The sequence below is a fragment of the Nitrospira sp. CMX1 genome (genome assembly GCF_054902215.1).
On sequence record NZ_JBUBKD010000001.1, the window covers coordinates 1 to 25812 of the forward strand.

Consider the following 25812-nt stretch of genomic DNA (forward strand, 5'->3'; position numbering starts at 1 on the left):
GTGCGGCGGACGGGAACATACTTCCACTCATCGGCGAGTTGATCGGCGCCACGCAGCGTGCGCGCCCCCCAAATCACTCGACCATTGATCGGGAATATGCGCAAACAATTGATCCCCAGCGGATTCAGCATGCCGTTCTCATTATCATTAAGGGAAACGTTCAGACCCTGAATGCCGTTGATGGCTGCATCAAGTCCGGCAGGCGCTTTCCATACACCGCGTGCAGTATCAGTGCGTGCCATGACCCCGGCAATAATTCCGCACGGAACAAAGGTATCAATTTGCCCATCACGGAGCGGGTCGGCTTCAAGCACCCGTGGAAAGTACAAGGCAGCATTGCGGGCCATGGTGCCAGACAGTCCGAGCCCTCCCAGGCCCTTCTTGGCCTCAGCTGTCGCTGTATCTTTGTTCTTACTCCAACTTGCTGGAGAGTCGACAATCAGCATCGCCCGTCGTTCGGTGCAGTACGCCATGGCCGCTTGATACACAATGGGAGGTACATCGTCTTCTCGTTTGTCCGGGGGGATACAGAGAAGGTTAAACAGATCCGCTTTGTCCAGTGCGAACATTCCGGTTTTGAGATCTTTTTTACCCTCATATTCCGCCTGCTTCAGATCACCGCCATCGGACCCCTTCATGTCTTCTTCAGCTTTTTTCAGTTCAGTTTCAGCCTTGGTAATGTCACCTGGTACCTGCGGCCTGGCATCTTTTGCTGCGGTAAGTTTAATTTCGGCGCTTGTGGCTGCATCCGCCAACTCACTCTTGGCAGTTTCCTTCGCAGACGCTAAGGCCTTTTCTGCCGCATCGATCTTCGCTTGGTCCGGTGGGTTAGCACTGGTTGCCTTATTCAATTCGTCGTTCAGCTTTTTAAGCTTGTCTGATGTGTCTACCGCCTTCTTGACCTTGGGCAGTTTGTCACCTGTCAATTCCACTAGACTTGATTCAGCCTTAAGCACTCTATCGATCCGCCGCGTGGTGTCAGCGACCGTCAGATTCAAGAACTTTTCACTACTATTCCCCAGCCGAACTGTAAGGTTGAATAGAGCATCGGTGGCGCTGAGCCCTAAACGTGTCCGCATCTCATCGGAGACTTCCACGTCTATCGTTGCCCGCAGCTTCTTACCCCATGTGCCAGGACTTTTTGCGACGAGAGCCAGATCATCTACTCCCAAGCTCGCCCTAGCATCGTCAGGTGCCTGCGGATCCTTATAGAGTCTGACAATGATCGCTTGACTACCGCCGTTCAGATAAAAATCTCGAACAGCGTAACTCATGGGATAGTTCACCCCCAACCCGCCAAACTGCCGTTCAAAGTCCCCGAAACTGTTTATTGTCACCGGTTCGTTCGCAGGCCCCCAAATAGCCCGGCCCAAGAATGCTGTAATGGAAGTCGCAACTCCCGTAATCGTACGCACTCCGCTCGGGATTTCTTCGATGTACACTCCTGGATATGTCGGCGATGTCGGCATTGGTGTCCTCCACTCAGCTGTTGGTTCGTTCTAATTCACCTCTGACTTCCCTCTTTCTTGCCCCGTCAATCAGTGACTGATTCTGCTTGCCTCTCGAAGCCTCTGCACAATGTCTTCTCGACCGATGTTGATAAAGTCTCTCCGGTGCGAAGTGAGCTGGAACGTACAGGCCGCCGTCAGGTCTGGTGTCACGCTCATAATGATCAAATCCGGATACGTAGCGAGCAGCTGACTGCAAAGACCAGGCTCATGCTCGCCTTCCTGAGTGAGGATGACAGCATCGGCATTAGCCCGACCGGTCTCTTGCAATATTTTCATCGGCCCACGACAATCGCCGACCACTTCCATATCGTCCTGTTCGTCCACGAGCCTTCGAACAGTATCGGGAACCATTGCGGGATGATTCGCAAAAAGCACCCTAATCCTGTCCACTGACGACCTCACATTGCTGAATACACACGGTAGTGCCACTAGCGCTGAATTCCCATAGATCTGGATGATCAATTTGGATCTACAGCGTGATCCAGACGGATCTAGATCTTCTCGAATCCTTCACGCGCGAGCGTGTACGCATTTCCCGTTGTTTCCGAAAAATCGATCGTGGCTACTTTGGGGAAGGAAGGGAGGGGTGGCTAGACGCTGCCGGCTCTACTTACTCGTTCTTTCACATGTTTCACAACTAAATAACGATTGGGTACCTGAAGTTTATCGAGAATATTATGAACATGATTCTTGACCGTCGACACTTCGACGTGAAGTCTGGTCGCGATTTCCTTATTGCTCAACCCATCTTCAATCAGCTGCACAATCTCGGTCTCTCGTCTGGTCAGAGCTATGCCGTTCGACACTCCGACTCTTTCTTCCTGACGAGCAAGCAATGACATTCGACAGAATGCGAGGTGGGCGATTCTTGGAGAACAGAGGGTCTCTCCTCGTGCGATCACCCGGAGATTGGCTTCCAGGTCCTTGAGAGACGCGTTCTGTAGCAAATAGCCGGAAGCCCCTCCGGCCTCAATACAATAGAGAATATCGGCTTCTCGATCAGGGACATCGATCACCAGGACCTTCACTCCCAGCGGCAACCCATTCACCCAAGGACTGTTCTTTTCACCCTGTTGACGCAATAATGGAAACTCTACAATCAGGACATCAGATCTACATTCAGCGATATTCCGTTCTGGCTCCCCTAATTGCGCCGCCATGTGCACGACGCAGAAGGAACCGCACTGCGAAAGACAACAACTGAGAGATTCACGAAGAAGCTGGTTACTATGGACGATGGCGATCCGAACTTCTGAAGTCTGCATGACCATCCAATCGTGAGCATCAACAGAGGTTCCGCAAGACGACCATTCGAATCCTGTTCTTCAAAATAGGGTCCAACGCCAACTTGAACATCGGCTACTTGGATCAAGAGGCTCACGAAGTCTAAACATATGGAATGCAAACATCATTCCACTGAAATAATTATTCTTGTCTCTCTCACTGATCACTTTTTACGATCCCATACAATCCTCATGCGATTCTAAGCCCTGTACTTTATTGGAGTTTTCATGTTCCATTCGCATGCTGTCTACGCTCGATTCACATCCAATCTGTCTCAAAGTAATACGCCACGCAAAGGTGTCACGACTGCTGTATCGAAAAAGATTCAGAGCTGGTGAATCTAAAAGGATTCAATCCGCTCTTAGCGGAACTGAGAGAGTTTGACGAACGTAAGATGAGGTCGCTTCAGAAGAATACGAAGAGAAACTCGCGCTGGATCTACACCTGCATGTTATCGCTCAGCTTACGTAGGAAGGCATTCACTCCGCAAAGGGCCTGTCGCTATTGGACACGTTCCACCGTCGCAAATTTTCGTCGCCCGATTTTCAGGCGATGCTGTTTGCCCTGAACAACCTCGAGCGTGGCATTGGCATCGCCCTGTTTCTGCCCATCGATCTCGACGCCGCCTTGAATGATCAACCGGCGCGCTTCGCTCTTGCTGGGAACTAGCCCTGTTTTAGCGACGAGATCAACCAGCCCGATGGCCTTTCCATCTCGCAGGTCCTGCGCAGTCAGCTGCACGCGCACATCCGGCTCATCGGGAAATTCTTGTTTCTGGAACTTGTGTGAGAACTCCGCTCTGGCCTGTTTCCCTGCTTCAGCTCCGTGGTACTGCGCCACAATCAGTTCAGCGAGCGTCTGTTTGGCTTCCATCGGATGCAGTGACCTGGCCTGACCGAGATCTTCCCTCGTGAGCAATTCATAATAGCGATACATCAACGTGTCACTGATCGACATCACCTTGCCGAACATCTCGCCTGGCTTGTCTTCCAGCGCGATGTAGTTGCCGACGCTCTTGCTCATCTTCTTCACGCCGTCAGTGCCTTCGAGCAACGGCATCGTGATGACCACCTGTGATTCTTGACCATAGTCTCGTTGTAACTCGCGCCCGACTAGTAGGTTGAATTTTTGATCCGTCCCTCCCAACTCTACATCCGCTTTCAACGCGACGGAGTCGTATCCCTGAACAAGTGGATAGAGAAATTCGTGGACACTGATGGGCTTTTGCTCATGATACCGTTTGTGAAAATCATCCCGTTCCATCATTCTGGCGACTCGATAATGTGCGGCCAACTGGATCAATCCATCGGCCGTCATCGGTCCCATCCAGCGACTATTGAATTCGATAGTGGTCTTCTCAGGATCGAGAATCTTGAAGATCTGACGCTGGTAGGTCTTGGCATTCTCTTGGACTTGTTCTTTTGTCAGGGCCTTGCGTGTCTCGGATACGCCGGTCGGATCGCCGATCATGCCTGTGAAATCACCGATCAGGAAAATCACGTTGTGTCCCAGGTCTTGGAAGTGTTTCAGTTTATGGATAAGGACCGTATGTCCAAGGTGCAGATCGGGCGCCGTCGGATCGAATCCCGCCTTGATACGTAGGGGCCGCTTCTCCAAGAGCGATCGCTTCAGCTTGGCCTCGAGCTCGGTCTGCTGAATGACCTCCACCGCACCACGGAGTATCAAGTCGAGTTGTTGGGCTATATCCTTCATGACACACGTCGCTCCGTCTCTTGTTGTGTCTCCCCTGTAGAGACCATCACCAATGGTTTCAGCCGTTCAAATTTCTTGGCCCCGATTCCTTTGACGCCACGAAGATCCTCAACTGTCCGGAACCGTCCCGCCGACTCTCGAAACACAATCACCCGTTGTGCCAAAACAGCACCAATACCGGGCAAGGCCTCCAATTCATCGGCAGTGGCTCGATTCAGATCCAGCAATACCGGCGTCTGAAGGTGGGCTACCTTGATCGATGCTTTGGTCGCACCGCCCTGATCCGGCTCATGATGAGTGGGATGGATCACAAACTGCGTGACCTCCCCTTGCATGGAGACGTGATGCGGTTGGACGGACAGTTGACGCACCCATCCCATCCACAACACAACTCCTATCGTGACGGCCAGCATTCCCAATTTAAGGAATAGAGACTTGATCATCCCTTCCCCGTCTTTCTCAGCTGGTGAATAGCAGCCCCATCAAGATCTTCGATGGCTTCCATGACGCCCTCGGCGAGCGTCGGATGGGCATGGATGAGTCCAGACACTTGGGTAGCCGTCGCCCCGACTTGCATCGCCAACGCCGGTTCATGGATGAGATCCGCTGCATGGGCTCCGAGGATATGCATGCCCAAGATCCGATCCGTCTCAGCATCGGCAATAACTTTGTAAAACCCCGTTGTGTCTCCCGTCGCCTGAGCCTTCCCCAGAGCCCCATAGCGAAATCGTCCGACCTTCACCGCTTGGTTCGGATCCTTCCCATTCTGCACCGCACGCGCCCGGGCCTGTTGTTCGGTCAATCCCACACGTCCGATCTCCGGTAGCGTGAAGATACCGGCTGGGATCACGTCATAATCGATGGCTCGTTGATGCCCAAGAATATGCTCGACCGCCACCTGCCCTTGCGTTGATGCGACATGAGCCAACATCGCCTTGCCTGTCACATCACCGATTGCATAGATACCTGAGACATTCGTGCGCATGTGTTCATCAACCAGCACTTCGCCACGCTGCCCAATCGAAACACCGACCTGTTCCAATCCGATCCCTCGCGAGTTGAATCCGCGCCCCACCGAGACTAAGAGCTTCTCGGTCGTCATCGTGCTTCCGTCTTTCAACGACAGCACCACTGATTCGGATGATCGTTCTACCTGCTCCACGGTGGTTCCGGTCAGGACCGTGACCCCACGCTTCTTCAACTCCCGCTCCATCGTGGACGAAATCTCCTCATCCTCCAATGGGAGGAGCCGCGGCATCAGCTCCAGAATAGTAACCTGCGTCCCAAGACCGCTGTACAACGCGGCGAACTCGCACCCCTCCACCCCACCACCCAGGATGGCAAGGCTGGCCGGAACCTGTGTCAGGTCGAGTATCTGCTGGCTCGTCACAATCTGCCGACCATCAATGGGAAATTGGGGGAGGTTCGGCCATGAAGATCCGGTGGCGATCACCAATGCATCGGCATGAATCTCACGCTGTGCTCCATCCGGCAGTGTCACGGCAAGGGTGCGTGCGTCCTTGACAACCCCCTGCCCTGTGACCTGTTCGATCCCCCAACCTTTGAACAGAGTCGCAATCCCTTTCACAAGCGTGGCAACCACCTTCTCTTTCCGAGTCACCATGCGGGCAAGATCGTAGGTCACAGGCGCCTGAAGCACGAGCCCCAGATCCTCCGATTTCTTGAGCTTGTCACCGAGCTCCACGACGGAGAGCAGCGCCTTGCTGGGAATACAGCCCCAGTTGAGGCAGACCCCGCCGAGCTGTTCTCGCTCGATGACTGTCACCCGCGCGCCGAGTTGAGCCGCACGAATGGCTGCGACATAGCCGCCGGGACCAGCTCCAAGAATCGCGATGTGGGGTGAAGAAGTCATTGGATCAATCGCTCATCGTTGATTGAGGCATTGCAACCAGTCACCAATGATCCAATCACACAATGGTTCGGCGATCCAACGGACAAGACGTTCAATGTTTCTGACTGGCGAGAAAAGCCTCGTATTGCGCGGCCGTCATCAGTCGATCAACTTCTCCGGGACTGCTCAGCTCGATGACAGCCATCCATCCCTTGCCATAGGGGTCTGAATTCACCACCTCAGGATGATCTTTTAGATCTGTATTGATCTTGGTGACCGTGCCGCTCACCGGCGTGTAGATCGTTGAAGTGGTTTTGGTCGACTCAACCTCCCCGATCTGCTGTCCGACCTTCACCGTCGCCCCGACCTTGGGAAGCTCCAGAAAGACGATGTCGCCCAACGCATCCTGCGCAAAGTGGCTGATCCCCACCGTCGCTTGTTTGCCGTCAACTCGAACCCACTCATGCTCTTGATGATAGCGCAAATCGGATGGAATCATGTCGGCTCCGTTTTTGAGATTCAGTATGAGAAGCTGAGGTTCAGGCGAGGACAGGCACCCGATTGCTCAGCCTCAACCCTGACCTGGTAAATTCCTCAGGATGGTAGAGGGAGCGAGTGGCATTGTCAAGAAACGGGCCGGCCATCATCGCCGGCCCGTTTACGAATGATGCTATGCGAAGATCTCCATACCGGGGAAGAAGTAGCCGATCTCAAACTGAGCAGTCTCCGGCGAGTCTGAACCATGCACGGCATTGAACTCGATATTCGCTCCATGGGTTTTGCGAATGGTTCCCGCGTCCGCCTTTGCCGGGTCCGTCGCGCCCATCAGCTCTCGGTTCCTTTTAATGGCATTCTCACCTTGGAGCACAATGACCACGGCAGGACCGGAAGACATGAAGGCGCACAAGCTCCCGAAAAATGGTCGCGCTTTGTGGACCGCATAAAACCCTTCCACAACAGACTGAGACATATGAATCATCTTGATGGCAATCGGCTTCAATCCCGCTTGTTCATATCGAAGGATAATATCCCCGATGACATTTTTCTTTACAGCATCCGGTTTGACGATGGCCAATGTTCGTTCGTTCATGATCGATCCGACTCCTCTAGTATTGAATATTATTAGCGAATCCACTGGAACAGTGGACACATTATAGGAGGGCACTCTTCCGGCTTGCAAGCATGGTGCAGCGGCACGACACAGCACCTCCAGCACAATTTTTTGTACGGCAACCGCTCATCCGGAACTCATCGAAGGGCTCGCACGAGGAGAGAAGACGTCCCTCCGACCTCAGACGGCCTTGAGACGAAAGAAACCGTAGACGACCATCTTGAACAGCACCCATCTCTGCCCGACACGTCGAATCATGTTGGTGCCGTAGGTCCGTGCTTCGTAACGAATGGGAATCTCCACAATCTGCAGATTGAGCTTGGACGCACCGAACAGCAGATTGAAATCCCCAGGAGGATCGACATCGTCGAAATACTGTCGATTGGCCGCCAGGCGTTCATAGTCACGCCGGAAGAAGACTTTGGTCCCACAACGCGGGTCCTTGATTCGCTGATTGAGCAGCCACGAGAATGCCGCTCCAAATACCGTATTGACGAACAGAACGAGCAGACGCCTCGTATGTCCCTCCTGAGGGTAGATCAGCCGACAGCCTATGATGAACTCCCCCTTTCCGCTCGCGATCGCTTCATAGAATTTCGGAAGGGCCTCCGGTGGCATCGACACATCCGCGTCCAGGATCATGAGAATATCGCCCAGGGCATGGGCAAATCCCTTGCAGATCGCATCGTGTTTTCCTTGCCCATCCTGTACCAAGAGTTTGATATTCCTACTTGGATAAAATGCCCTGACGCGTGTGATCTCTTCCACGGTTCCGTCGATCGAATGCCCGTCGACAAACAGAATCTCCTGGCGGCCTCCGAACTCCGGAATCCGTCTCAAGATCGCATCAATATGGCCTTGTTCGTTCCGACACGGGATGACGATGGTCGTTGAATAGGGCCGTTCCGGCCTCCGGAGCCTCGCACGAGCAATCACATAATGCGACAGACAGAGTCCACGCCATCCTGGGAGATGGGCGAGCAGCCTGTTGCACAACGGACCAAGCAGCGGAACTGACAAGGGTAACAACAATCGTCGCTCGACCTTCACGACATCGAAATCGGCGAGATACAGGAGATTCGTGAGATCCGCCGGCGAGAGCCAGCTTTGCTCGCGCTGCGGCATCTTCAGCCCAACGTTCTCACACAACCGGAGAATCGGTTCCCACACATGGTTGTGAGACGACATGATGACTCTGGTCTGGGCGGTACAGAGACGGCGTAGACGTTTGAACGCCGCCTGGACATCCAGCAAATGGCCGACCACATCCGCGAGAATGATGACATCGAAGTGTTCATCAAGCTCGAGTGTTTCGACATCCCCGACTCGAAACTCCAAGGCCGGATGCCGTTGAGCCGCCTCCTTCACCATGACAGGACTCAAATCGATACCAAGTCCACGCGACGGCTTCAACGCGGCAAGGAGATTGCCGATCCCTGACCCGATTTCCAAGACCCGTAATCCCTCGGGTACAAGAAACTTGAGATAGCGGGTTTGATCCTCGTAGTAGGCCTTGGCCTTCTTCTCCCAGAACAGCCGATGCGGGGCGTAGGCATCGAAATGATCGCGGATCGCTTTTTTCTTGGTACTGGTCTGGAATCGCCCTCCCGGATGAAAAGGATCAGACGACGTCTCGAGATCCGTCTCATCCCAATCCGGCGAGGGAAAGAGTTTATAAAGTCTCGCTGGTCCCATAGGGATCCGTGCACGGCTAGCAGTGGATCCACAGTAGCACCGGCAGATCGTTTTGGCACGAGTTCCGAAAGAATCGGCGGGAAGAGATTGTGGTCACACCACGTCAGAGCACCGACGATGCGCTGCCGACAGAGGACACTGGATGTTCATGATCAGCGATCACACTCCAGGCCATATTGTTTCCGAATGTTTTGGGCAACATCTGGTGGTTCTTTGGTCAAGAGCGCACAGGTCGTAAAGTTGCCGATGACCTTTTTCCTGCCCTTATCGACGTAAGTCCAGTCGACAATTTCCGTCTTTGCAAACGAATACATCTGGCCCTTCTTCAATGATCGAACCACCGGCAGATTTTCGATCTGCCCCGACCACAGATCGCCTTCCCCTTTCAGATTGGAAATCCAGAGGTACTCAAGACTCTCCCCTTCACTCACCCGCACCTTCACCGAATAGTGGCCGGTATCGGACGGCGGTGATCCCGCTTTTTTCAGAAAACCCTCCAGTCCGGCACGGGCGCGCGCCATGGCCTTTTGCATCGCCGGATCCTCATCGCTGATCTCGACCGTACTATCGCTTTTCGCCTTGTCGGTGAATGAATCAGCGAACACCGGTGGGGACATCAGTGCCACAATGAGCCCAATCTTCAGCGCTACCAGTCCTCTCATACCTACCCTCCCACGCGCGTGCAGAACATCCGTCCGTCTAGGGCGACCATATTGACCCTTCTGCCGACTCTAATGCAAGATCGTCGGTTGGCTCCCCACCTCACCTCATCACCGCTCAAAGTCTCCCGACCACCCCCGTTGACAGAATGAGTTCATCTGGTCATTGTTACACCGACACCATGTCGCGTCGTCACGGTGCCCCCCACACGCCTTCCCGCCACCAGCGTCCCAAGCATCCACTGGTACGCGTTGTTCGTGGAAGCTGGCGGGTGCTCATCGCATGTCTGCGTGCCATCCTCAAGGCTCCGCCGACCATTCAAGTATGGAGTACGGTAGCCATCCTCATCACTGTGGCTTTAACCATCAATTGGATCTATCACGCCTATTATAAGCCGACGGAACTATTCTTTCCGGTCGAACCGGCCTTTCACAAAAGCCCTCGTGAAACGTGGGGAGAGTATGGACCACTGTTCGAGATCCATTCGACGGCGATCATTACACCGGAGCTGCTGGCCGCCATCGCGCAAGCCGAAGGCTCCGGCAATCCTGTTGCGCGAACCTACTGGAAATGGCGCCTCACCTCGCACAATCCGCTGGAGTGGTATCAACCTGCCTCCACGGCTGTCGGGATGTTTCAGATCACCGACGGCACGTTTCAAGAAGGGAAACGCTATTGTATTCACAACCATGTCGTCGTTGAAACGGGACCATGGAACAATTTCGATTCCTGCTGGTTCAACAGCCTGTATAGTAGAGTCATTCCTGGACATGCCATGGAACTGACCGCCTCGTTGCTCGACCGACAGGTCACGCGGTTGATTGGAGACCGCGAGGCTACGTTCGAACAAAAACAGGAGCTGGCCGCAGTCATACATCTCTGCGGCGCAGGAGCCGGCCGCAACTATGTCAAACGGAACTATCGACTGACGCCGCACCAGCACTGTGGCGCCCATGATCTCAGAACCTACCTACTGAAGATTTCCGCTTTGAAACAGCAGTTCACGTTCCTCAGGGGACAGTGAGGACGAGTGCTACGTCATGAGTGCTGAGTCTGATCGAAAAACGTAAGAGTCAGCAGAGGGATTAGCAAGGGTTGACGGAAGCGAGCGCACCCAACGAGGACTCCATGTCCGCCAGGATCTGAGTCCGGCTCGGTTCAGCGGTGAGATACCCGATGAAGCTATGCCCACCAGAATAGGTTGGAGAAAGCAGCAACGGACTGATCCCCCAATTGGTATTGGCCGGTAACGTGCCAGGCAGGGCAAGGCGAATCCCATTGATGAGCAGATCGGCGCTCGACGTACGGTAGAGTCCGTTGCCACGCACTGTATCGGCCGGTGTGGCAACCCCCACAATCTTCACGGCACCCACCGGTGGCTTCTGCACCTGTCCAAACACCTCGTCATATGACGCATTACTGTAGAGATTTCCTTGAGAATGTGGCACGACAAGCACACGACGGCAGGATGGGAATGCAAGTTGTTCCCGATAGGTGGTCGCATGGCGAGTGATCGTCGCCTGATCGATTTGATCGGCCTTAGTAATCGGACGTTGCAAGACCTGGGCAATCATGCCGGAGGTCGCCAATCCCACTCCTTCCAACCCGCGCCAAAAAGCAGGCACCGTAAGCCCTAACCGTTGCTGACCTGCTTCAAGAAAATCTTTAACGGCTCCGGAGGTCGGATTGATGTTCAGAAAGAACAGATGGCACGTGGCCTGAACGGACGGAATCATCGTCGGGAGCTTGCTTAGAAACTCCAGCTCCAATTTCCCACCGTTCAGTCTCGCTTCATCGAGCGTCGTCGTCACCCCGTTCACAAAATAGATCGCCGTGCGAGGAGCCCCCGCATTCTGGCAAGCCGGTTGAGGTTGTCCTTGCACGTCCGCGTCAGGCAACCACCCCGCTCCCATGAGCGCGAGCAGCGACAGCACAAGAGACCATCGGATGCTCACGATTGACATGCCGTCACCCATTGGTCCGCCGGCAGCACAGGGATGCTCGCGGTCTTCACCTGATCATCGGCTTTCAGATAGGCCTCCGAACGGCTCGACGTATTCAAAAGTTGCGCGCGCACGTCAACAAACACCGTATGGAAGTCACGAGGTCGTCTCGCCATCAGGCACTCCAAGGCCCGAAACCGTTCCGTTGCGTGGGTGAGGGATAGGGTTGGACTGCCTGCATCAATCAGGGATGACTGAACGGCCCTCGCATACTGACGCACGGCCTTCTTGAGATCAGCGCTGGCCTGGTCAGCATAGGTCGTGTCGATATACCGATCGACGTCATCACGCACCCCGTTCGTGTCGGCATCCACCCCGGCAACGGTCTCCGTTTGGATCGGGGACGATAATGGTGCGTTCTCCCCGCTGCAGGATATCAACAGACCAGCCAACAATCCCGTTGTCACAACAAAGGCAAACACCTCGATTCCCCACCGGCACAACGAATGGCTCTGGTTCTCGCGGCCTGTCATGGAACGACTCTACCGAGCCCTCACGGGGAAACGCAACTCTCGCACGGGATGCTTCGGTTCATGGTATGGTGGGTACGCAACCGCACCGTGATGAATACCAACCCCTCCATAGCTCCGGAGAGGCCCCACGCACTCCGCACAACGGTCCTGGCCGGTGCGATCGGGAATGTGCTGGAATGGTATGATTTCGCGCTCTTCGGATACTTTGCCCCCGTCTTGTCCGTCCTGTTTTTTCCTGCCTCCGATCCCTCATTGTCGTTGATCGCCACATTCAGCGTGTTTGCCGTCGGATTTTTGGCCAGACCGCTGGGTGCGCTGTGCTTCGGCTATTGGGGAGACACGCGAGGACGCCGATCAGCGCTTTCATGGTCGGTCATCCTCATGGCAATCCCCACCTGTCTCCTCGGCCTGCTGCCGACCTACGCGCAGATCGGCCTCGCCGCGCCAATTGCGTTGACCCTCTTACGGTTTATTCAAGGATTCTCAGTCGGTGGAGAATTTACCGGATCCGTGACCTTTCTGATCGAACATGCCGCACGAAACGAACGCGGCTATATCGGCAGTTGGGCCGGTTTCAGCGCACAAATCGGCGCCTTGTTGGGCTCCGGAGTCGGCGCTATCGCCGGTGCGAGTTTCACGCCGGAGACTCTGCACGATTGGGGCTGGCGCATTCCGTTCTTGGCAGGAAGTGTCATCGCCGTAGTCGGTTGGTATCTCCGCCGAAACCTCCCTGAATCACCGGCCTTTGAACGACTCCAACAAAGTGGAGTGGTCTCGTCCACACCGATTCGTGACTTCGCAACGCAGAACCAGGCACCGCTGCTTCAAGTTGTCGGCCTCGTGCTGCTGCACGGCGTAGGGTTCTATATCTTTTACGTCTATCTCCCCACCTATCTGACGAAGGTAACCGATCTCCCGATGCAGACCGCCTTAACCATCAATACCATCTGTATGGCCATGATGGCGGTGCTGATCCCGATCATGGGCAAGGTAGCCGATCGAGTCGGACCTCAATGGGTCCTCACCGCCGGTGCGGTTGGGCTCGCGTTCGGCACCATCCCATTCTTCATGTGCTTCAGCAGCGGACAGGTGATGGCGGTGGTCATGGCGCAGTTGGGTGTCACCCTCTTCGTCGCCGCCTACATGGGCCCCTTCTTTGCCGTCGTCGCCATCCTCTTTCCGGTTGCCCATCGCTACACGGGGCTTTCAATTTCGTACAATATGGCATCGGCTCTGTTTGGTGGGACCGCTCCGTTGATCGCCACCATGATTGTTGAACGAAGTGGAAGCCCGCTTGCTCCAGGCTGGTACGTGAGTCTCTGTGCCATCATCTCGCTTTTCGTGCTTCTGACCATTCAGGCCGAAAAGAATGCCGCCGCTCAAGCCCATCCCAACCCTCATTGACAGCGAAGACACACCGTGCTGTAGTTCCCCTGGCATGACCTCGCCACCCCTGATAGATCACACGAATCTAGGTACGGGTCTGTCCGGCCCACCCGTCTCACGCTGGTGGGGGTATTTCCCTGAACTTCGCCGTGACACCCTCGGCTTTCTCTTACGCTGCCAAACCTATGGCGACGTCGTCAAACTCCCAATGGGACATGTCCTGGAGTTTTTCCTGCGGCAACCAGATGCCGCCATGTACGTCCTGAACCATCCCGCTGATGTGAAACACATCCTGGTGACGAATCAAGACAATTATCAGAAGGGACCGGTTCCGCCGGTTGAATCCAGAATTTTCGGGCAAGGCGTCCTGCATACAGAAAGCACTATCCACCATCGTCAACGACGGCTTTTCCTCCCATTTTTTCACGGGCATCAAGTCGCCGCGTACAGCAGCCTCATCACCAGCACGGCCCACGCCCATGTCGCAGAGTGGTATGATGGCATGACAGTCGACATCGGACAAGAAATGGCTCACCTCACCCTCTCGATTATTTGGCGCCTGCTGTTCGGACAAGACTTACAGGCGGATGCCAGCCTCATCCGTGATGCCATTTCAGCCGGCCAACGGCTCATCAAGCTACAGTACGACTCGTTCCTCGCAAGCCTGATCCCGCTCTGGATTCCCCTTCCTCGGCATCGTCGATTTCTGCGTGGTTTCCACGTGATAGAAGAAACACTCATTCAATTGATTCGTGATCGGCGACGTAATCCCTCGTATCGGAACGACGTACTCTCGCTCTTACTGGCCGCGAAGGATGCCGATGGTCACTCACTGAACGAGAGAGAGATTCGTGATGAGCTCATGACTTTTTTGCTGGCCGGCCATGAAACCACTGCCAATGCGTTGACCTGGACCTGGGCTCTTCTGTCTCAGACCGAATCGGTTAGGGAACGGTTGGTCTGCGAGTTGAATGACGTGCTGGGCGATCGACCTCCTGACGCGGCCGACCTGCCTCGGTTGCGCTATCTCAAGATGATCTGGGACGAGTCGCTTCGCCTCTATCCTCCCGCATGGAGCCTCCATACTCGTGTCGCCCATGCCGAGGATCGACTTCCATCGGGGGCAATCCTTCCGCCCGGATCGTGGGTCTTCATCAGCCCCTGGAATCTGCACCGAAATCCACGCTGGTTCCCTGATCCCACGCAGTTTGATCCGGAGCGGTTTTCTGAGGCAGCCTGCCAGACTCGCCCGGCCTTCACGTATATCCCATTCGGTGCCGGCGGGCGTCGATGTCTGGGGGAATCCTTCGCAGAACTTGAGGGGCTCTTGGTCCTAGCGACTGTGGCATCAAAGATTCGCCTGCGCCTGAATGACGGACGGGTGATTAAGCCGGAACCTGGCATGACCTTACATCCTCACATCCCGGTGCAGATGACCGTTGAACAACTCCGCCCCCTCCAAACACCGAGCACCGTGGCATCAGTCGACTGCTTCTGACTCCTAGTCATCTGCCCGCTGATGTGATACAACCCGCCAGTGCGCATCAGAACTTCACGCCACATCATGAACGCATGACTGACAAGAGAGTATTCACGGCGGTCGGCTGCAGCCTACTCAGTATGATCGGCATGGTTCTGCAGGCCGGCTGCTTGTCACCGGTCAGTTTGACACGAGCCGTGATCGCCTACGACGATGCCATCACCGAATCGCAATCCAAGCAACTGCTGGTGAACATCGCTCGAGCGCAACACCATCAGCCGATTCACTTCACCGGCGTCTCCAATGTCGCGGCGACGTTCGATTTTCGGTTCACCGCCGGCGCCACACCGGCATTGACCGGTGATGCCAGCCGAACGATCCTCCCAGTGATCGGCGGAAGCGTGGCTGAGAATCCCACGATCAGCATCGCCCCGATTGAGGGCGAAGAGTTTACCCAACGCCTCCTCACGCCGTTCCATGAAGCCAAACTGACCTTGCTCCTGCGGCAAGGAATCGATATCGACCTCCTCCTTCGATTGATGGCCAAGGAAGTCCGAATGAGCCATGGCGATGGGACAATCGCCTATCGAAACAATCCGTCCGACAAGGCCAGCTACGAGATGTTCCGACGGGTGGTCCTTCATCTCTCCGCAATTCAAGATCACAATAGCCTCTATGTCGAGCCCTTGAATGTGGAACAAAGTTGGACCATTCCAGCGGAATCAGTCACCGCCGAAGGTTTCAAAGCACTCGAACAGGAGTACCACGTGTCCTACCATGCCAAGGACAAAACGTTTACGTTACGGAAACAAGTTGAAGTCGGGACATTCATCACGAATTACGATCCGAATCTCCTGTCTCGAGACGAGCGGGCCCATTTGCAGCATGAGAATGAACAAGGGCTCCCGCACGATGTGACGTTTGATATTCGACCGGGACACTATGGCGGTGACTGGCCACTCAAGGGAGACGTTCGGCTACGCAGTTTCAACGCGATGCTGAATTTTCTCGGGCTTTCCATCGCGGAAGAGCCGGAATACCATGTCGAGAAAGACACCCGCACGCCGGAGGTTGCTGAAAATCCCGTAAAGACGATGGACCTTCTCGTCTTGTCGTCAGCTCCGTCCGAACTCGACCTCGCGATGAAATCTCATGGGAACTACTACGCCGTGAATACGACCGGCCCTCAAGCGCGATGGAACCGCGAAGCGTTCAAACTCTTGTCGCAACTGTTTCAGATGACCGTCACGGAAGTCCCGCGGGCCGGCGTCCCAAGCATTACGATCGCGAAATAGTGCGTCACGAATATCGAGGCGTGAAGCAACGCTGAGCTCTCGCAGAGTGCGCAAAAGGCTGTCGAGCAAGGAGGCCCGCACATACGTTGGTCGTCGTCTTTCGCAAGCGACCGACGTTTCACAAGATACGCTTCACGCCGGTTGAAGCGACGTGAGAACGCCGCTGGCGGTCTTTTTCCGCGTCCGGCTACGCGTCGACCCGATCGAGATTGGGCTTCGGTGGACGGCGACCGATCAGATAGATAATACCGGGGAAAAGCATGGTCGTTCCCGGGAAAATAATCCGATTTCCCCACCAAGGCAGTTCCCAACCGGATAACTTGAGCTTGAGAAGTCCCAACCCATAGGTGAGCGATATCGACGCCAGGATTCCATAGACATAGGCAGGCACCAGCGTCGTGGACTGATCTTCGCTTCGCTGGCGTGAAGCGGCAACAATGCCCTTGAAGAGAAGATACACGGAAAGGATGAGACAGGCAGTTCCGTAATACACTGCATATTCTTGCATAGCACCGACCTCGTTAATGCCGTTGAACACCCGATCAGCTGCTAATTTATAGCGTATCTTCTCCAAACTTGTCGAGCCGGATCCCCGTTATTCCTCGACAAGGATCCTGTCGCTCTGGCCCTTCCGCTTGTTTTTTTTGCCTACTCCCAAGACAATGGCGTCACAATGGTCGGAGGATATCCGGATTACCACTTCTCGCTCACGCACAGGAGTATCACGTATGAAAATGTTGGTCATTGTATTCCGTGAATCACTCGTGGAACAGATACACGCGTTACTCACTGAGTACGAAGTAGCCGCCTACAGCGAACTGCACAATGTCACCGGGAAAGGCGCGACAGGCTTAACCAGCCAATTCTTTCTCGCCCCCACGACCAACCGCATGATCTTAACGGCGGTCTCCGACCAGTTGGCCTACCGTCTCATTGATGTATTCACACGTTTCCGATCGGAACAAGAATCGGCCACAGGCGACAGTATCGTCCCACTCCATGTATTTGTCTTAGCTTGTGAGCAAGTGGTGTAGCTCACCCCGTTGACCTCATCACACCCACACGCAGAGAACCCGCTTGGATGGTTGTACGCGTCCTGCCTACACCACGCTCACACACAACGGCCTCCAAGAGGCTCCTCTTGAAGGCCGTGTTGGAACTCGCGGTGGGAACGCTCGTTCAGTGCGTATCTCCCTCCAATGACTCCACGGCTTCTGTCGCATGCTTCTTCGCCTTGTCCCTCTTGGCCTTTGCCCCCTTTTTCATCTCCTTTCGCTCAGCCTTGAGCGCATCTCTTTTCTCCTTCATCTCCGATCGCATCTGCTCCCGCTTGGCCTTTGCGGCGGCCTTCATCTCGTCTTTCTTTGACTTAAAACTCTCCCTCATCTGTTCCTGCTCGGCCTTCATCTCGCCTTTGGCTTCGCCGGCCACAGAGCCCATTTCACTCTTCAATTCTGAGCCGAGATTAGTCAGCTCATCTGCCATCGCCACGACACCAGTTCCAACCGCGAGGGCGAACGCCACTGCCGGTACAACGATGAACCGCATGAACTACCTCCCCTGAAATAGGTGACCCGAATATGACCGACGCTGGAAACCAGCGCCCAGTCTACGGCTACCGTGAGACGGGATTTCTGGCAACTGATTTTGTGGTTTTCGACTCGAGCATTTCGCAGAAATGATAGAACAAGCCGTGCGCACAGACCCGCATACCTACGGCGCCCAGCTGGTTGTCCCCTGGAGGCCGTGCAAGATCATGCGGGTGAGGTGCGCACGCCCAATGGAGCTACTTACAGCCGCGCACTACGCCCTGATCTGCCACAGCAAATACACCAACCCAACCGCAACTGCCGCGACGACAACAAGATGCATGAACATCCTCCTCCCTATCCTTGAGTGTGAAGACCGGTTGACGCCGGAAGCCGGCGTTCGATCTACGGGTATCGCGAGATGAGTTTTCACGCAACGCATTTCAAGGTTTTCGACAGGACCGCTTCGGTTCGGCCACGAATACAAAGGGTTTGGCACGACAACCAAACCGGTAGTACCATGCAGACGATGCCGGTCACACCATGTTGTCATCACCGAACTCAGCGCTCACACCGCCGACGACATGCCTCGCCGTCGATGCGCGGCACCATCACGTCAGGCAGATTCGTTATCGGGTTGCTGGCGTGGATCCTCACTGCATCAGGACTCCAGCACGATTCTGCCATAGCCGATCAACCGCCCCCTGTCGGGCTGTGGCACAACAGCGACGACCGGACAGCCGCGCACGGAAATTTGCATTACCGAGCAGGAGGGGGTGCTCACTGGACATCTTGAGCGCAGCCTGTCACCTGATCCCTCGAAGGAAGAGACTCATTGCAGAAAATACACGGATGACCGGAAAGGTCAGCTCCTCAAGGGCATGGAAATCATCAGAGGGGTTCGTCCGGCGCAAGACCCGTGGTGGGAAGGAGGCCGTATCCTTGATCCGGATAACGGGGACACCACTTCCTGCGGTTGCGTCTCACCGATGACAATCGTTCGCCGGTGGTTCGTGGCGATATCGGCCCATTCTCTCGCACACAAACCTGGTACCGAGTTCATAATGGAGGAGGAGGTTCGGTCAAGTAAGTCTACCAGCACTGAGGCGACGCCGGTGCCGCTGTAGGATTCGGTTCAAGGTTTGAAACATCTGCTTCGAAGAGAATTTCGGAGGTATTATTTGTGATTGTTCTTACTCTGTAGCCTTCCCAAGCGCATGGCGACGAGGTCTTTCCTGGAAAGATCATCCTTGGTACCTCGGGTAATCGTATCGCCTCCTCCACAACCATCTTTCCCGCCGTCGTGTCCGGAGGATGTGCCATTGATGTGTTGAGTCCCATCACTACTGCACAGCATTTGTTCGACATTCAGAATATTGTTCTCGTGTATCATTTCTATTGCGGGGACACGACTTTTACAACGGATCGTCTCATTGAAGCGTCTAAACAAGAGCAGGAAGCGAATAGTTCAGAGCTGTACGATCGACACAATGTCTGTATCAAGAATTATGAGACATTGCCTTCATCAAGACACCGCCCTTATCCGTCGCCATATCGGCACCCTACGCACGCAAACATCTATGGCTATTTCTACAGCGATACGGGCCGACTGACGGAGATGGTACGCGACGGAGCAACGATGACGATGTGGGTTTGATCAGGCGGTTGTCGTAAGCCACCTGCCCAAGTGGTTTACGACAACCAGTTCACTTTTCATCGTTTCACGAGTTCGACCCTCCGGTTTTTTGCTCGTCCCTCTTCGGTGCGGTTGTCTGCAACTGGCTGTTCCATGCCGAATCCTGCCGCCGTCAGTCGTGTTGCATCGACGCCTTGCGCCACCACAGCCTTCATCACAGCGTGGGCGCGGTCTTCTGACAGTTTTTTGTTCGACTTCGCATCGCCGATGTTATCGGTATGGCCTTCTATCGAGATCTTGAAATCGGGATTTGCCTTCAGCATGGAGGCGACCTCTTTAATCATTCCCTGTGCATCCGACTTAAGAGCGGACTTGGCGGTATCAAAATTGATATAGAGAGTGGCGAACCCCTGCTTCTTGATTTGTGCAGCTAACTGACCGGCCGTCACCGTCTGTTGCAGCATAGCCGGCTCGATGATGGCTAAGCGGTACCCGGAGGCGCTGATAATATTGAGAGCAACCCACGTCGTCGCACCGTCTTTTTCGATCCGGAACACATGGCGCCCGAAAGTATACTTGGTTGGATTGACGCGCACACCTCCTAACGACTGAATGGCGTTTTCGTAGTTGCGAAGAATGGCCAATTCCCCCACATCCTTGATTGCCGAATAGTCTAGCTCGGTCACACGTCCTTCAGTCTGAAAGGTGGAGTTTTGAATCGCGTCGGACTTGCAGCCGTTTGATCCGCAATCAATCGGCCCATCTTGGAAACGGTCGAAGTCGACGCTCTTTTTCCCTCGTATCTCGAAGTCGGCCATGCCGCTCAATAGAGGATGATCTGTCTCAGCTGCCTGCAATGGAACGGTGCTGAGCAAGACTACGACGGTCCACCATAGCAACCCGTAATGCCCAATGATCCGATATGATACGCGGTGCATGTCCATCTCCCCTCTGATATTTTCAACGACCACTCTGGACACCGTTCGTTAGGGAATGCGTCCGCGAATGGTATCTGTCTCCCCTTGAATCGTATGGTTTGATTAATTATCATTCAGCAGTATAATCACTGCATGTACAAGAGCGCGGCATGCCTCATTCTAATAGCAATCGGAAGCGTCTCGCCAAGTCTATCGCTTGCCGATGAGGAGATACCATCTCCACAGCCCAGCGCGAAGGACCGGTTACAGCAAGTGCTGAATGAAGAAGGGGGCACAACCGTCTACATGGATGCTGCCGGAAATATACATAACACAACCAATCTCCCGAACGGCGAACAAATCATCCGGGTACAGCCACCACAAATTCCCGGACTCAATCTTGGTCCCCCGCTGCAATTGAAGAATCGGACCCTTCAGCTTTCGCCCACGCCCCCTCCGCCAGAGTACCCACAGAGGGCTCGGTAGAATTCATCTTGACGATCCATTCGCCTGCGCGGCATACTCAGCAGTTCATGCATGCCATTGCCGTCATCATCCTTCTGGCGACTCTTGTGCTCCCCGTTGGGTCTAGCATGGCGTTCCCACCGGCCGGCACGAAAGACCTATCTACACTTCAGGCTCAGGCCAATCAGGGAAATGCGGAGGCACAGAACGGCCTCGGGGAGCTGTATGCCAAAGGGAAAGGAATGCCACAGGACCATGCCCAAGCGCGAACCTGGTATGAGAAGGCCGCAGCACAGGGTCATCCGATGGCACAAAACAACCTCGCGGAGCTCTATTTCGCAGGGCTCGGCGGTCCTCAAGACCTTGTGCGGGCCTATATGTGGGTGAATCTTGCAGCCTCACATATGCAGGGTGACGAAAAGAAGCAAGCGGAAGAAAATCGTGACGATGTCGCCCAGCGCATGACTCCCGCACAAATCACAGAAGCCAAGAGGCTTTCACAACAGTGCCAGGCCAACCAGTTTAAGGGTTGCTGAGAGCTACTCGCATTTCCCAGCACTCACTGGCATCTATCCTTCCAATCCCATACTTCAGGTCAAACCTCTCGGCATCGCGAAAATGGCAACCAGGTGATTGCGTACAAATGGTAGCTAAGGGAGTTACGAGACGTGGGAAACGCGGGTGTTGCCATGCATCCGACTGAAGACGTCCCAGTCGAACTGCTTCGGCATAACTGCGTGGAGTGGAATCGGACTGATTGATCCCCGTTCACGATAGGCCAAGAGACAGCCGACAATCTCTTCAGGCGATTCGATCAGCCGGTGCACAACTTCATAGGCAAGATGCTGAGCAATTGCTTTGTCCTCGGGTATCGGCCGGGCACCCCGAAGCGTATGGCCAAGAATAGTGGCTTTGGTGGCTGGCGTGAGTGGATAGTGATCCGACCGCGCCTGCCGTTCCGGCCATTGGGCGATCACACTGGCCACGTAATCAACGAGACCATGGACTCCGCCGTCCTTATGATGCCGATGCGGTGTACGCTCGGCGACGACGAATAGGTGACTCTTGTTCGGCACACCCAATGTCCGCTTGAGCGTGCCCAGAATGATCTCATCAATATAGGCGTTGGGGTCTGGATGTTCATTGACCAACAAGCCCTCGGCTCGAGCTTGGTACGCGCATGCCAGCGCAAGATGCCCTGAGCCGGCGCCCATGATCTCCACAAAAAACACACTTCCCATCGCCGCGCTGGTGGCTTTGAGAGATTCAATGGACTGATCCGCCAGTGTCACTGCGGACTGAAACCCGAGAGAGATTGTTCCTTCAAGATTGTTGTCAATGCTGCCGGGAATGCCAACCACCTGCACGCTGAATTCTTCGTAAATGGCACGAGCTCCTCGCATACTGCCGTCGCCTCCAAGCACAATCAGTGCGCCATCTCGCACGTAAGGCTCCAGGTGGCGCATGGCTACGTGCTGCACCATCTCCTGTTTGAACTCTTCGAAACGGCTACTGCCGATGGGGCTGCTGGGATGGCTGCCCATGCCGCGAGTATGTTCTTCGGTAACACGTTCGATCCAATTATTGGCCAGACCCAGATAGCCGTGCCGAACGAAATAAACCTCCAACCCCATGCGTTGGCCGGTCACATGCAATTCTTTTAGGGCAGCGCCGGCGCCGGCAAAATCCCCTCCGGACACGAGGGCCACAATCCGCTTGAGTCCTCTGGGCTTGAGTGTCACGCGGTCTTTCCTCGCGCGCTCCACCGTGACCCATGTATTGCGCACAACTCGTTCCCGCTCGGACAGGCCGACTGCTGTTGAGTAGCCGGACATCCGTCCCTGTTCGACCGTGAGCAGTACGACATTGTCTTGGCTTTCCTTGTAGTCGCTGAACTCACTGAAGGCTTCATGGAATGGGCGTTGGTCCAAATAGATCATCAAAGCCCGCAATGTGGAACTGTGGGTATAGAGGCAAGCCACTTTTCCCTTTTGTATGACGCCTAATCGATGGAGGCCATCGATGACATCGACATAGAGGTCGAAGAAGGAGTTACCATCCGGATAACAATACAGCGGATCTTTCATCAGCCGCTTGGCTGTGGATGTCTCGACGCCGAACGCACGTACCGCTTCTTCGACTTCAAGGGACTTCTCCAATCCCGTGACCCAACCGAAATCCGACGATTCGAGAGCCGACTCGGCAATCGGTTCAGATGCGAACATACCTTGCAGCAGCGCCGCAGATACCTGTTCGTACAGCTGCCTGGTATTTGGGCTACGACTGATGCAATGCAGAAACGTACGCGGATCGAGGTAGTTGGTGAGATGCAAGAAATCGAGCTGCTGCCCCACAACACCGATCATGCGAGCGAGCGCCGACCCCACTGCATCGGCTTTGGCAATACCTCGTTCACGGTCCAATTGATTCGGCAAGCGGCACCCGACGCGATGGGTCTTGCTATCAACTTGCGACACCCCATGGCGCATCGTGAAGAACAGTGTTCGGTCACCAAGATCCCGAGGCAACAACCAAAACCGGTCGTTGCCCAGTTCCAACACAATACGACTCTCCGCCAGCGCAGGGGTGAGCTGCGCGCGGGGCACGATGGCAACCGGACGCCGATAAGTCGGTTTGGCGACCGCCCCGATCGTGGCCCGGAGTAAGTGCTGCAGCGAACCTTCGGCAAGGAGTGCGTTCCAGGCGGCAAAGAACACAAGCTGGTCATCGATGAGGCATTCCCGAGCCGACCGGTACTCTTCAGCGGTTGCAAAACCAGACTTGGAGCGTTCGACGAACGAGCGGAGTTGCTCCATCTTAACTTGGACGCGATCAGCATCATCGCTGGACGCTTCTCTTAGCGTGGGTTGGACGAGTCCCCGTTCCGACGCTCGTTGAGCAAGGGCGCGACCATAGGCAAGGAGTCCTTCAATGGAGACGAAATCCAGTGAGTTGCTCATGGTTTCCAATCATAGGCCAACGCATACCCCTCAGCAAGGGAGGAAAAATGATGGGACATAAAATTTATGCCAATGAGGGATGAAGCCGGAAACTCGTGAGACAGAGCGAGCTCAAGGTCCTATCGGCCCGGCGATGCCGACACAGATCATACTCGACCACTGTAATCCATCACCTGTGAAGTGGCGATTCGAAACACACTGCTATGACCCACCAGGCTGTCAACGTTACAAACCGGGGCGTCCCTATCACGATTCCGGGCGAAGAGGCGACATGGTGTGTATCGATGATGACATAGAGCGAGCGGCGCAAGAAGATCGAGGTCGCCTCTCAGAAGTGTGATTGCAAGACCCAACCCCGTGGCTTGAACTATAGCCGCACTGCGTGAGACCCATTCTAGAGGGATGCTTCAATCTCATCTCGAAGGCTTGCGAATGTTACAGTTTTACCTCTGAAACGGACACGTTGATGAGGAATATTGCACATAAACCATTTTCTGGATTCAAAGCGAAGGAGAGTTTTCCACACTGTGTCAAACACCTTTAGTAAATCCCTGCGATCTATTCGTGTCGGAATAACTGATAGGTTCAGCGCCTTTGTTCGTCGCGCAAGAGGATCGACACGACTTCTGTACTTTGTGTCTCCGTATGCCTGGTGAAGTATTGCATCTTTCAGTACCATTGGTACTGGGCCACCCCATTCATATTTGATCTCCCAAAGATGAGCGTGCATTAGAATATCACGCAGTACATAAACGTCACGTAGAGCTTCCCTGTGCCGAAGCCTTGGAAAAACAGATAAGACAATATCAACAGTATTTCGCTTTAAAACAGGCTCTGGCTTTGGGCAAGTGTCCCGCAGACGAGACACGTAGGATTCGAACATCGCGACAAGTAATATGACCCCAGATGCACAATAACCGCATTCATGATGTGTCGATTGAATACGGCTAGGACGGGCATGCTTACGCAGTATCAATCGATCAATTAGATCAGCAATGGGTTGCAGATATGCTGACCCGATAATGGTAATCAGATCATCCTGGATTCGTGGCATTTTGCCGCTCCTGATTCCTTGGATACAGTCGTAGCCAGAGTGGACCCGACCTGCGGGTGGCGCTCCTCGGCAATCGTAGCTTCTGGACTAACGCTTGGTCGGGCAGCCACTGGAAGGAGGGACGGGGGTTGGAGAACACCCCGCTTTCAGCTTCACCCCTAAAGCCCTGATGACGTGTAGGATCGTATCAACGGTTGGGCTCCGTTCGCCAGACAAGGTTTTGTGCCGTCTTTCACGAGGCAGTGCCATATCCCACGCCAAAACATCGCAAAGGGCCGTCATCACTTCCCCAACAGAGATTCACTCACGCGACTCTGGATGGGGCCATGATTTTATCGGAGCAGCAATATCAGGACTAACCCCAGTGACACCACCACCATCACTCCCATGGCGAGACATAGCGTGAGAAGACGTCGATACCGATGTTCCGCCGGAACCATACCCTGTTCGAGCGTCTCGAGCGCTGCTCGCATTTGTGTCGCCAAGTCCTTGATGTCGGTGTCGTTCCGTGCCACTGCAGCCTGAAGCTCAGTAATCTGCTGTTGCAGCGTCGCCATCTGATCGCCAGGCACATCGCCACGCTTTTTGGTAAACACAGGAGCCGCAGCAGACAAGATGGTCCCCACATGCGGCAGTGCGACTTTCAACGCAGGAAGGAACCAAGCCGGCATCGTTGAAGACCTCACGAAGGCGGTTTGAATCGGATTAGCAACTCAGATTCATTATGCAGTGAAATTGTCTCTGAATTGCGCGTTATTCTCACAATGGCTCAATCACTTGTCAATCCC

The 25812-nt window shown here is 54.6% G+C and carries 25 protein-coding genes; 7 read left to right on the forward strand and 18 right to left on the reverse strand.

Annotated features, from left to right (window positions below):
- The 10 genes from ACYX34_RS00005 to ACYX34_RS00050 all read right to left on the reverse strand — a co-directional run.
- Positions 1 to 1469, reverse strand: a 1469-nt coding sequence (locus ACYX34_RS00005; RefSeq protein WP_462074499.1) for a phage tail sheath family protein, incomplete at its 3' end; no start/stop codon positions are given.
- 69 nt (positions 1470 to 1538) lie between these two features.
- The gene (locus ACYX34_RS00010) at positions 1539 to 1862 is read right to left on the reverse strand and encodes a hypothetical protein (protein ID WP_462074500.1); all 324 of its coding nucleotides are present in this window, start codon (positions 1860 to 1862) and stop codon (positions 1539 to 1541) included.
- A gap of 239 nt (positions 1863 to 2101) precedes the next feature.
- A complete protein-coding gene (locus ACYX34_RS00015) occupies positions 2102 to 2776 on the reverse strand; it encodes a LuxR C-terminal-related transcriptional regulator (RefSeq protein WP_462074501.1) in 675 nt (224 codons plus the stop codon).
- 520 nt (positions 2777 to 3296) lie between these two features.
- On the reverse strand, positions 3297 to 4508 hold the full coding sequence (gene tyrS / locus ACYX34_RS00020) for a tyrosine--tRNA ligase (protein WP_462074502.1): 1212 nt from the start codon (positions 4506 to 4508) through the stop codon (positions 3297 to 3299).
- Entirely contained in the window at positions 4505 to 4951 is a 447-nt protein-coding gene (locus tag ACYX34_RS00025) for a ComEA family DNA-binding protein (RefSeq protein WP_462074503.1), read from the reverse strand. Before ACYX34_RS00025 ends, tyrS begins: the two co-directional genes overlap by 4 nt.
- On the reverse strand, positions 4948 to 6381 hold the full coding sequence (gene lpdA, locus ACYX34_RS00030) for a dihydrolipoyl dehydrogenase (protein WP_462074504.1): 1434 nt from the start codon (positions 6379 to 6381) through the stop codon (positions 4948 to 4950). Before lpdA ends, ACYX34_RS00025 begins: the two co-directional genes overlap by 4 nt.
- Before the next feature lie 91 nt (positions 6382 to 6472).
- Positions 6473 to 6859, reverse strand: a complete 387-nt coding sequence (gene gcvH / locus ACYX34_RS00035; RefSeq protein WP_462074505.1) for a glycine cleavage system protein GcvH — start codon at positions 6857 to 6859, stop codon at positions 6473 to 6475.
- A gap of 171 nt (positions 6860 to 7030) precedes the next feature.
- Positions 7031 to 7453, reverse strand: a complete 423-nt coding sequence (gene ndk, locus ACYX34_RS00040; protein WP_462074545.1) for a nucleoside-diphosphate kinase — start codon at positions 7451 to 7453, stop codon at positions 7031 to 7033.
- Between the two features lie 198 nt (positions 7454 to 7651).
- Positions 7652 to 9166, reverse strand: coding sequence for a glycosyltransferase (locus ACYX34_RS00045; protein WP_462074506.1), 1515 nt, complete (start codon positions 9164 to 9166; stop codon positions 7652 to 7654).
- A 152-nt stretch (positions 9167 to 9318) separates the two neighbouring features.
- Positions 9319 to 9828, reverse strand: a complete 510-nt coding sequence (locus tag ACYX34_RS00050; RefSeq protein ID WP_462074507.1) for a DUF2314 domain-containing protein — start codon at positions 9826 to 9828, stop codon at positions 9319 to 9321.
- Between the two features lie 179 nt (positions 9829 to 10007).
- Here ACYX34_RS00050 and ACYX34_RS00055 point away from each other — a divergent pair, with 179 nt between their 5' ends.
- Positions 10008 to 10850 carry a transglycosylase SLT domain-containing protein gene (locus ACYX34_RS00055; protein WP_462074508.1) on the forward strand — a complete coding sequence of 281 codons (843 nt, stop codon included), beginning with the start codon at positions 10008 to 10010 and terminating at the stop codon, positions 10848 to 10850.
- Positions 10851 to 10911: 61 nt separating this feature from the next.
- Here the strand turns inward: ACYX34_RS00055 and ACYX34_RS00060 are convergent, their stop codons facing one another.
- Together ACYX34_RS00060 and ACYX34_RS00065 are read right to left on the reverse strand one after the other, a co-directional pair.
- The gene (locus ACYX34_RS00060; protein ID WP_462074509.1) at positions 10912 to 11790 is read right to left on the reverse strand and encodes a hypothetical protein; all 879 of its coding nucleotides are present in this window, start codon (positions 11788 to 11790) and stop codon (positions 10912 to 10914) included.
- Complete coding sequence (locus tag ACYX34_RS00065; protein ID WP_462074510.1) at positions 11778 to 12302, reverse strand: hypothetical protein; 525 nt, start codon at positions 12300 to 12302, stop codon at positions 11778 to 11780. Before ACYX34_RS00065 ends, ACYX34_RS00060 begins: the two co-directional genes overlap by 13 nt.
- Positions 12303 to 12362: 60 nt before the next feature.
- Here ACYX34_RS00065 and ACYX34_RS00070 point away from each other — a divergent pair, with 60 nt between their 5' ends.
- From ACYX34_RS00070 to ACYX34_RS00080, 3 genes are all read left to right on the forward strand, one after another.
- Positions 12363 to 13706: an MFS transporter gene (locus ACYX34_RS00070; RefSeq protein ID WP_462074511.1), complete on the forward strand. Its 1344-nt coding sequence runs from the start codon at positions 12363 to 12365 to the stop codon at positions 13704 to 13706.
- A 34-nt stretch (positions 13707 to 13740) separates the two neighbouring features.
- Positions 13741 to 15186, forward strand: coding sequence for a cytochrome P450 (locus ACYX34_RS00075; protein WP_462074512.1), 1446 nt, complete (start codon positions 13741 to 13743; stop codon positions 15184 to 15186).
- Between the two features lie 74 nt (positions 15187 to 15260).
- Positions 15261 to 16463: a hypothetical protein gene (locus tag ACYX34_RS00080; protein WP_462074513.1), complete on the forward strand. Its 1203-nt coding sequence runs from the start codon at positions 15261 to 15263 to the stop codon at positions 16461 to 16463.
- A gap of 187 nt (positions 16464 to 16650) precedes the next feature.
- Here the strand turns inward: ACYX34_RS00080 and ACYX34_RS00085 are convergent, their stop codons facing one another.
- Positions 16651 to 17037, reverse strand: coding sequence for a hypothetical protein (locus ACYX34_RS00085; protein ID WP_462074514.1), 387 nt, complete (start codon positions 17035 to 17037; stop codon positions 16651 to 16653).
- 154 nt (positions 17038 to 17191) lie between these two features.
- Here ACYX34_RS00085 and ACYX34_RS00090 point away from each other — a divergent pair, with 154 nt between their 5' ends.
- Complete coding sequence (locus tag ACYX34_RS00090; protein ID WP_462074515.1) at positions 17192 to 17497, forward strand: P-II family nitrogen regulator; 306 nt, start codon at positions 17192 to 17194, stop codon at positions 17495 to 17497.
- A 145-nt stretch (positions 17498 to 17642) separates the two neighbouring features.
- Here the strand turns inward: ACYX34_RS00090 and ACYX34_RS00095 are convergent, their stop codons facing one another.
- Positions 17643 to 18011, reverse strand: a complete 369-nt coding sequence (locus ACYX34_RS00095) for a hypothetical protein (RefSeq protein ID WP_462074516.1) — start codon at positions 18009 to 18011, stop codon at positions 17643 to 17645.
- Positions 18012 to 18768: 757 nt separating this feature from the next.
- Here ACYX34_RS00095 and ACYX34_RS00100 point away from each other — a divergent pair.
- Positions 18769 to 19119 carry a DUF2147 domain-containing protein gene (locus ACYX34_RS00100; RefSeq protein ID WP_462074517.1) on the forward strand — a complete coding sequence of 117 codons (351 nt, stop codon included), beginning with the start codon at positions 18769 to 18771 and terminating at the stop codon, positions 19117 to 19119.
- Between the two features lie 50 nt (positions 19120 to 19169).
- Here ACYX34_RS00100 and ACYX34_RS00105 read toward each other — a convergent pair whose 3' ends face one another.
- Positions 19170 to 19385 carry a hypothetical protein gene (locus ACYX34_RS00105; protein ID WP_462074518.1) on the reverse strand — a complete coding sequence of 72 codons (216 nt, stop codon included), beginning with the start codon at positions 19383 to 19385 and terminating at the stop codon, positions 19170 to 19172.
- Positions 19386 to 19705: 320 nt separating this feature from the next.
- Complete coding sequence (locus ACYX34_RS00110; protein WP_462074519.1) at positions 19706 to 20566, reverse strand: OmpA family protein; 861 nt, start codon at positions 20564 to 20566, stop codon at positions 19706 to 19708.
- 473 nt (positions 20567 to 21039) lie between these two features.
- Between ACYX34_RS00110 and ACYX34_RS00115 the strand changes: the two genes are divergently transcribed.
- The gene (locus ACYX34_RS00115; RefSeq protein WP_462074520.1) at positions 21040 to 21546 is read left to right on the forward strand and encodes a tetratricopeptide repeat protein; all 507 of its coding nucleotides are present in this window, start codon (positions 21040 to 21042) and stop codon (positions 21544 to 21546) included.
- 123 nt (positions 21547 to 21669) lie between these two features.
- Here ACYX34_RS00115 and ACYX34_RS00120 read toward each other — a convergent pair whose 3' ends face one another.
- Positions 21670 to 23970, reverse strand: coding sequence for a 6-phosphofructokinase (locus tag ACYX34_RS00120; protein WP_462074521.1), 2301 nt, complete (start codon positions 23968 to 23970; stop codon positions 21670 to 21672).
- Positions 23971 to 25356: 1386 nt separating this feature from the next.
- On the reverse strand, positions 25357 to 25695 hold the full coding sequence (locus ACYX34_RS00125; protein WP_462074522.1) for a hypothetical protein: 339 nt from the start codon (positions 25693 to 25695) through the stop codon (positions 25357 to 25359).
- Positions 25696 to 25812: the final 117 nt, after the last annotated feature.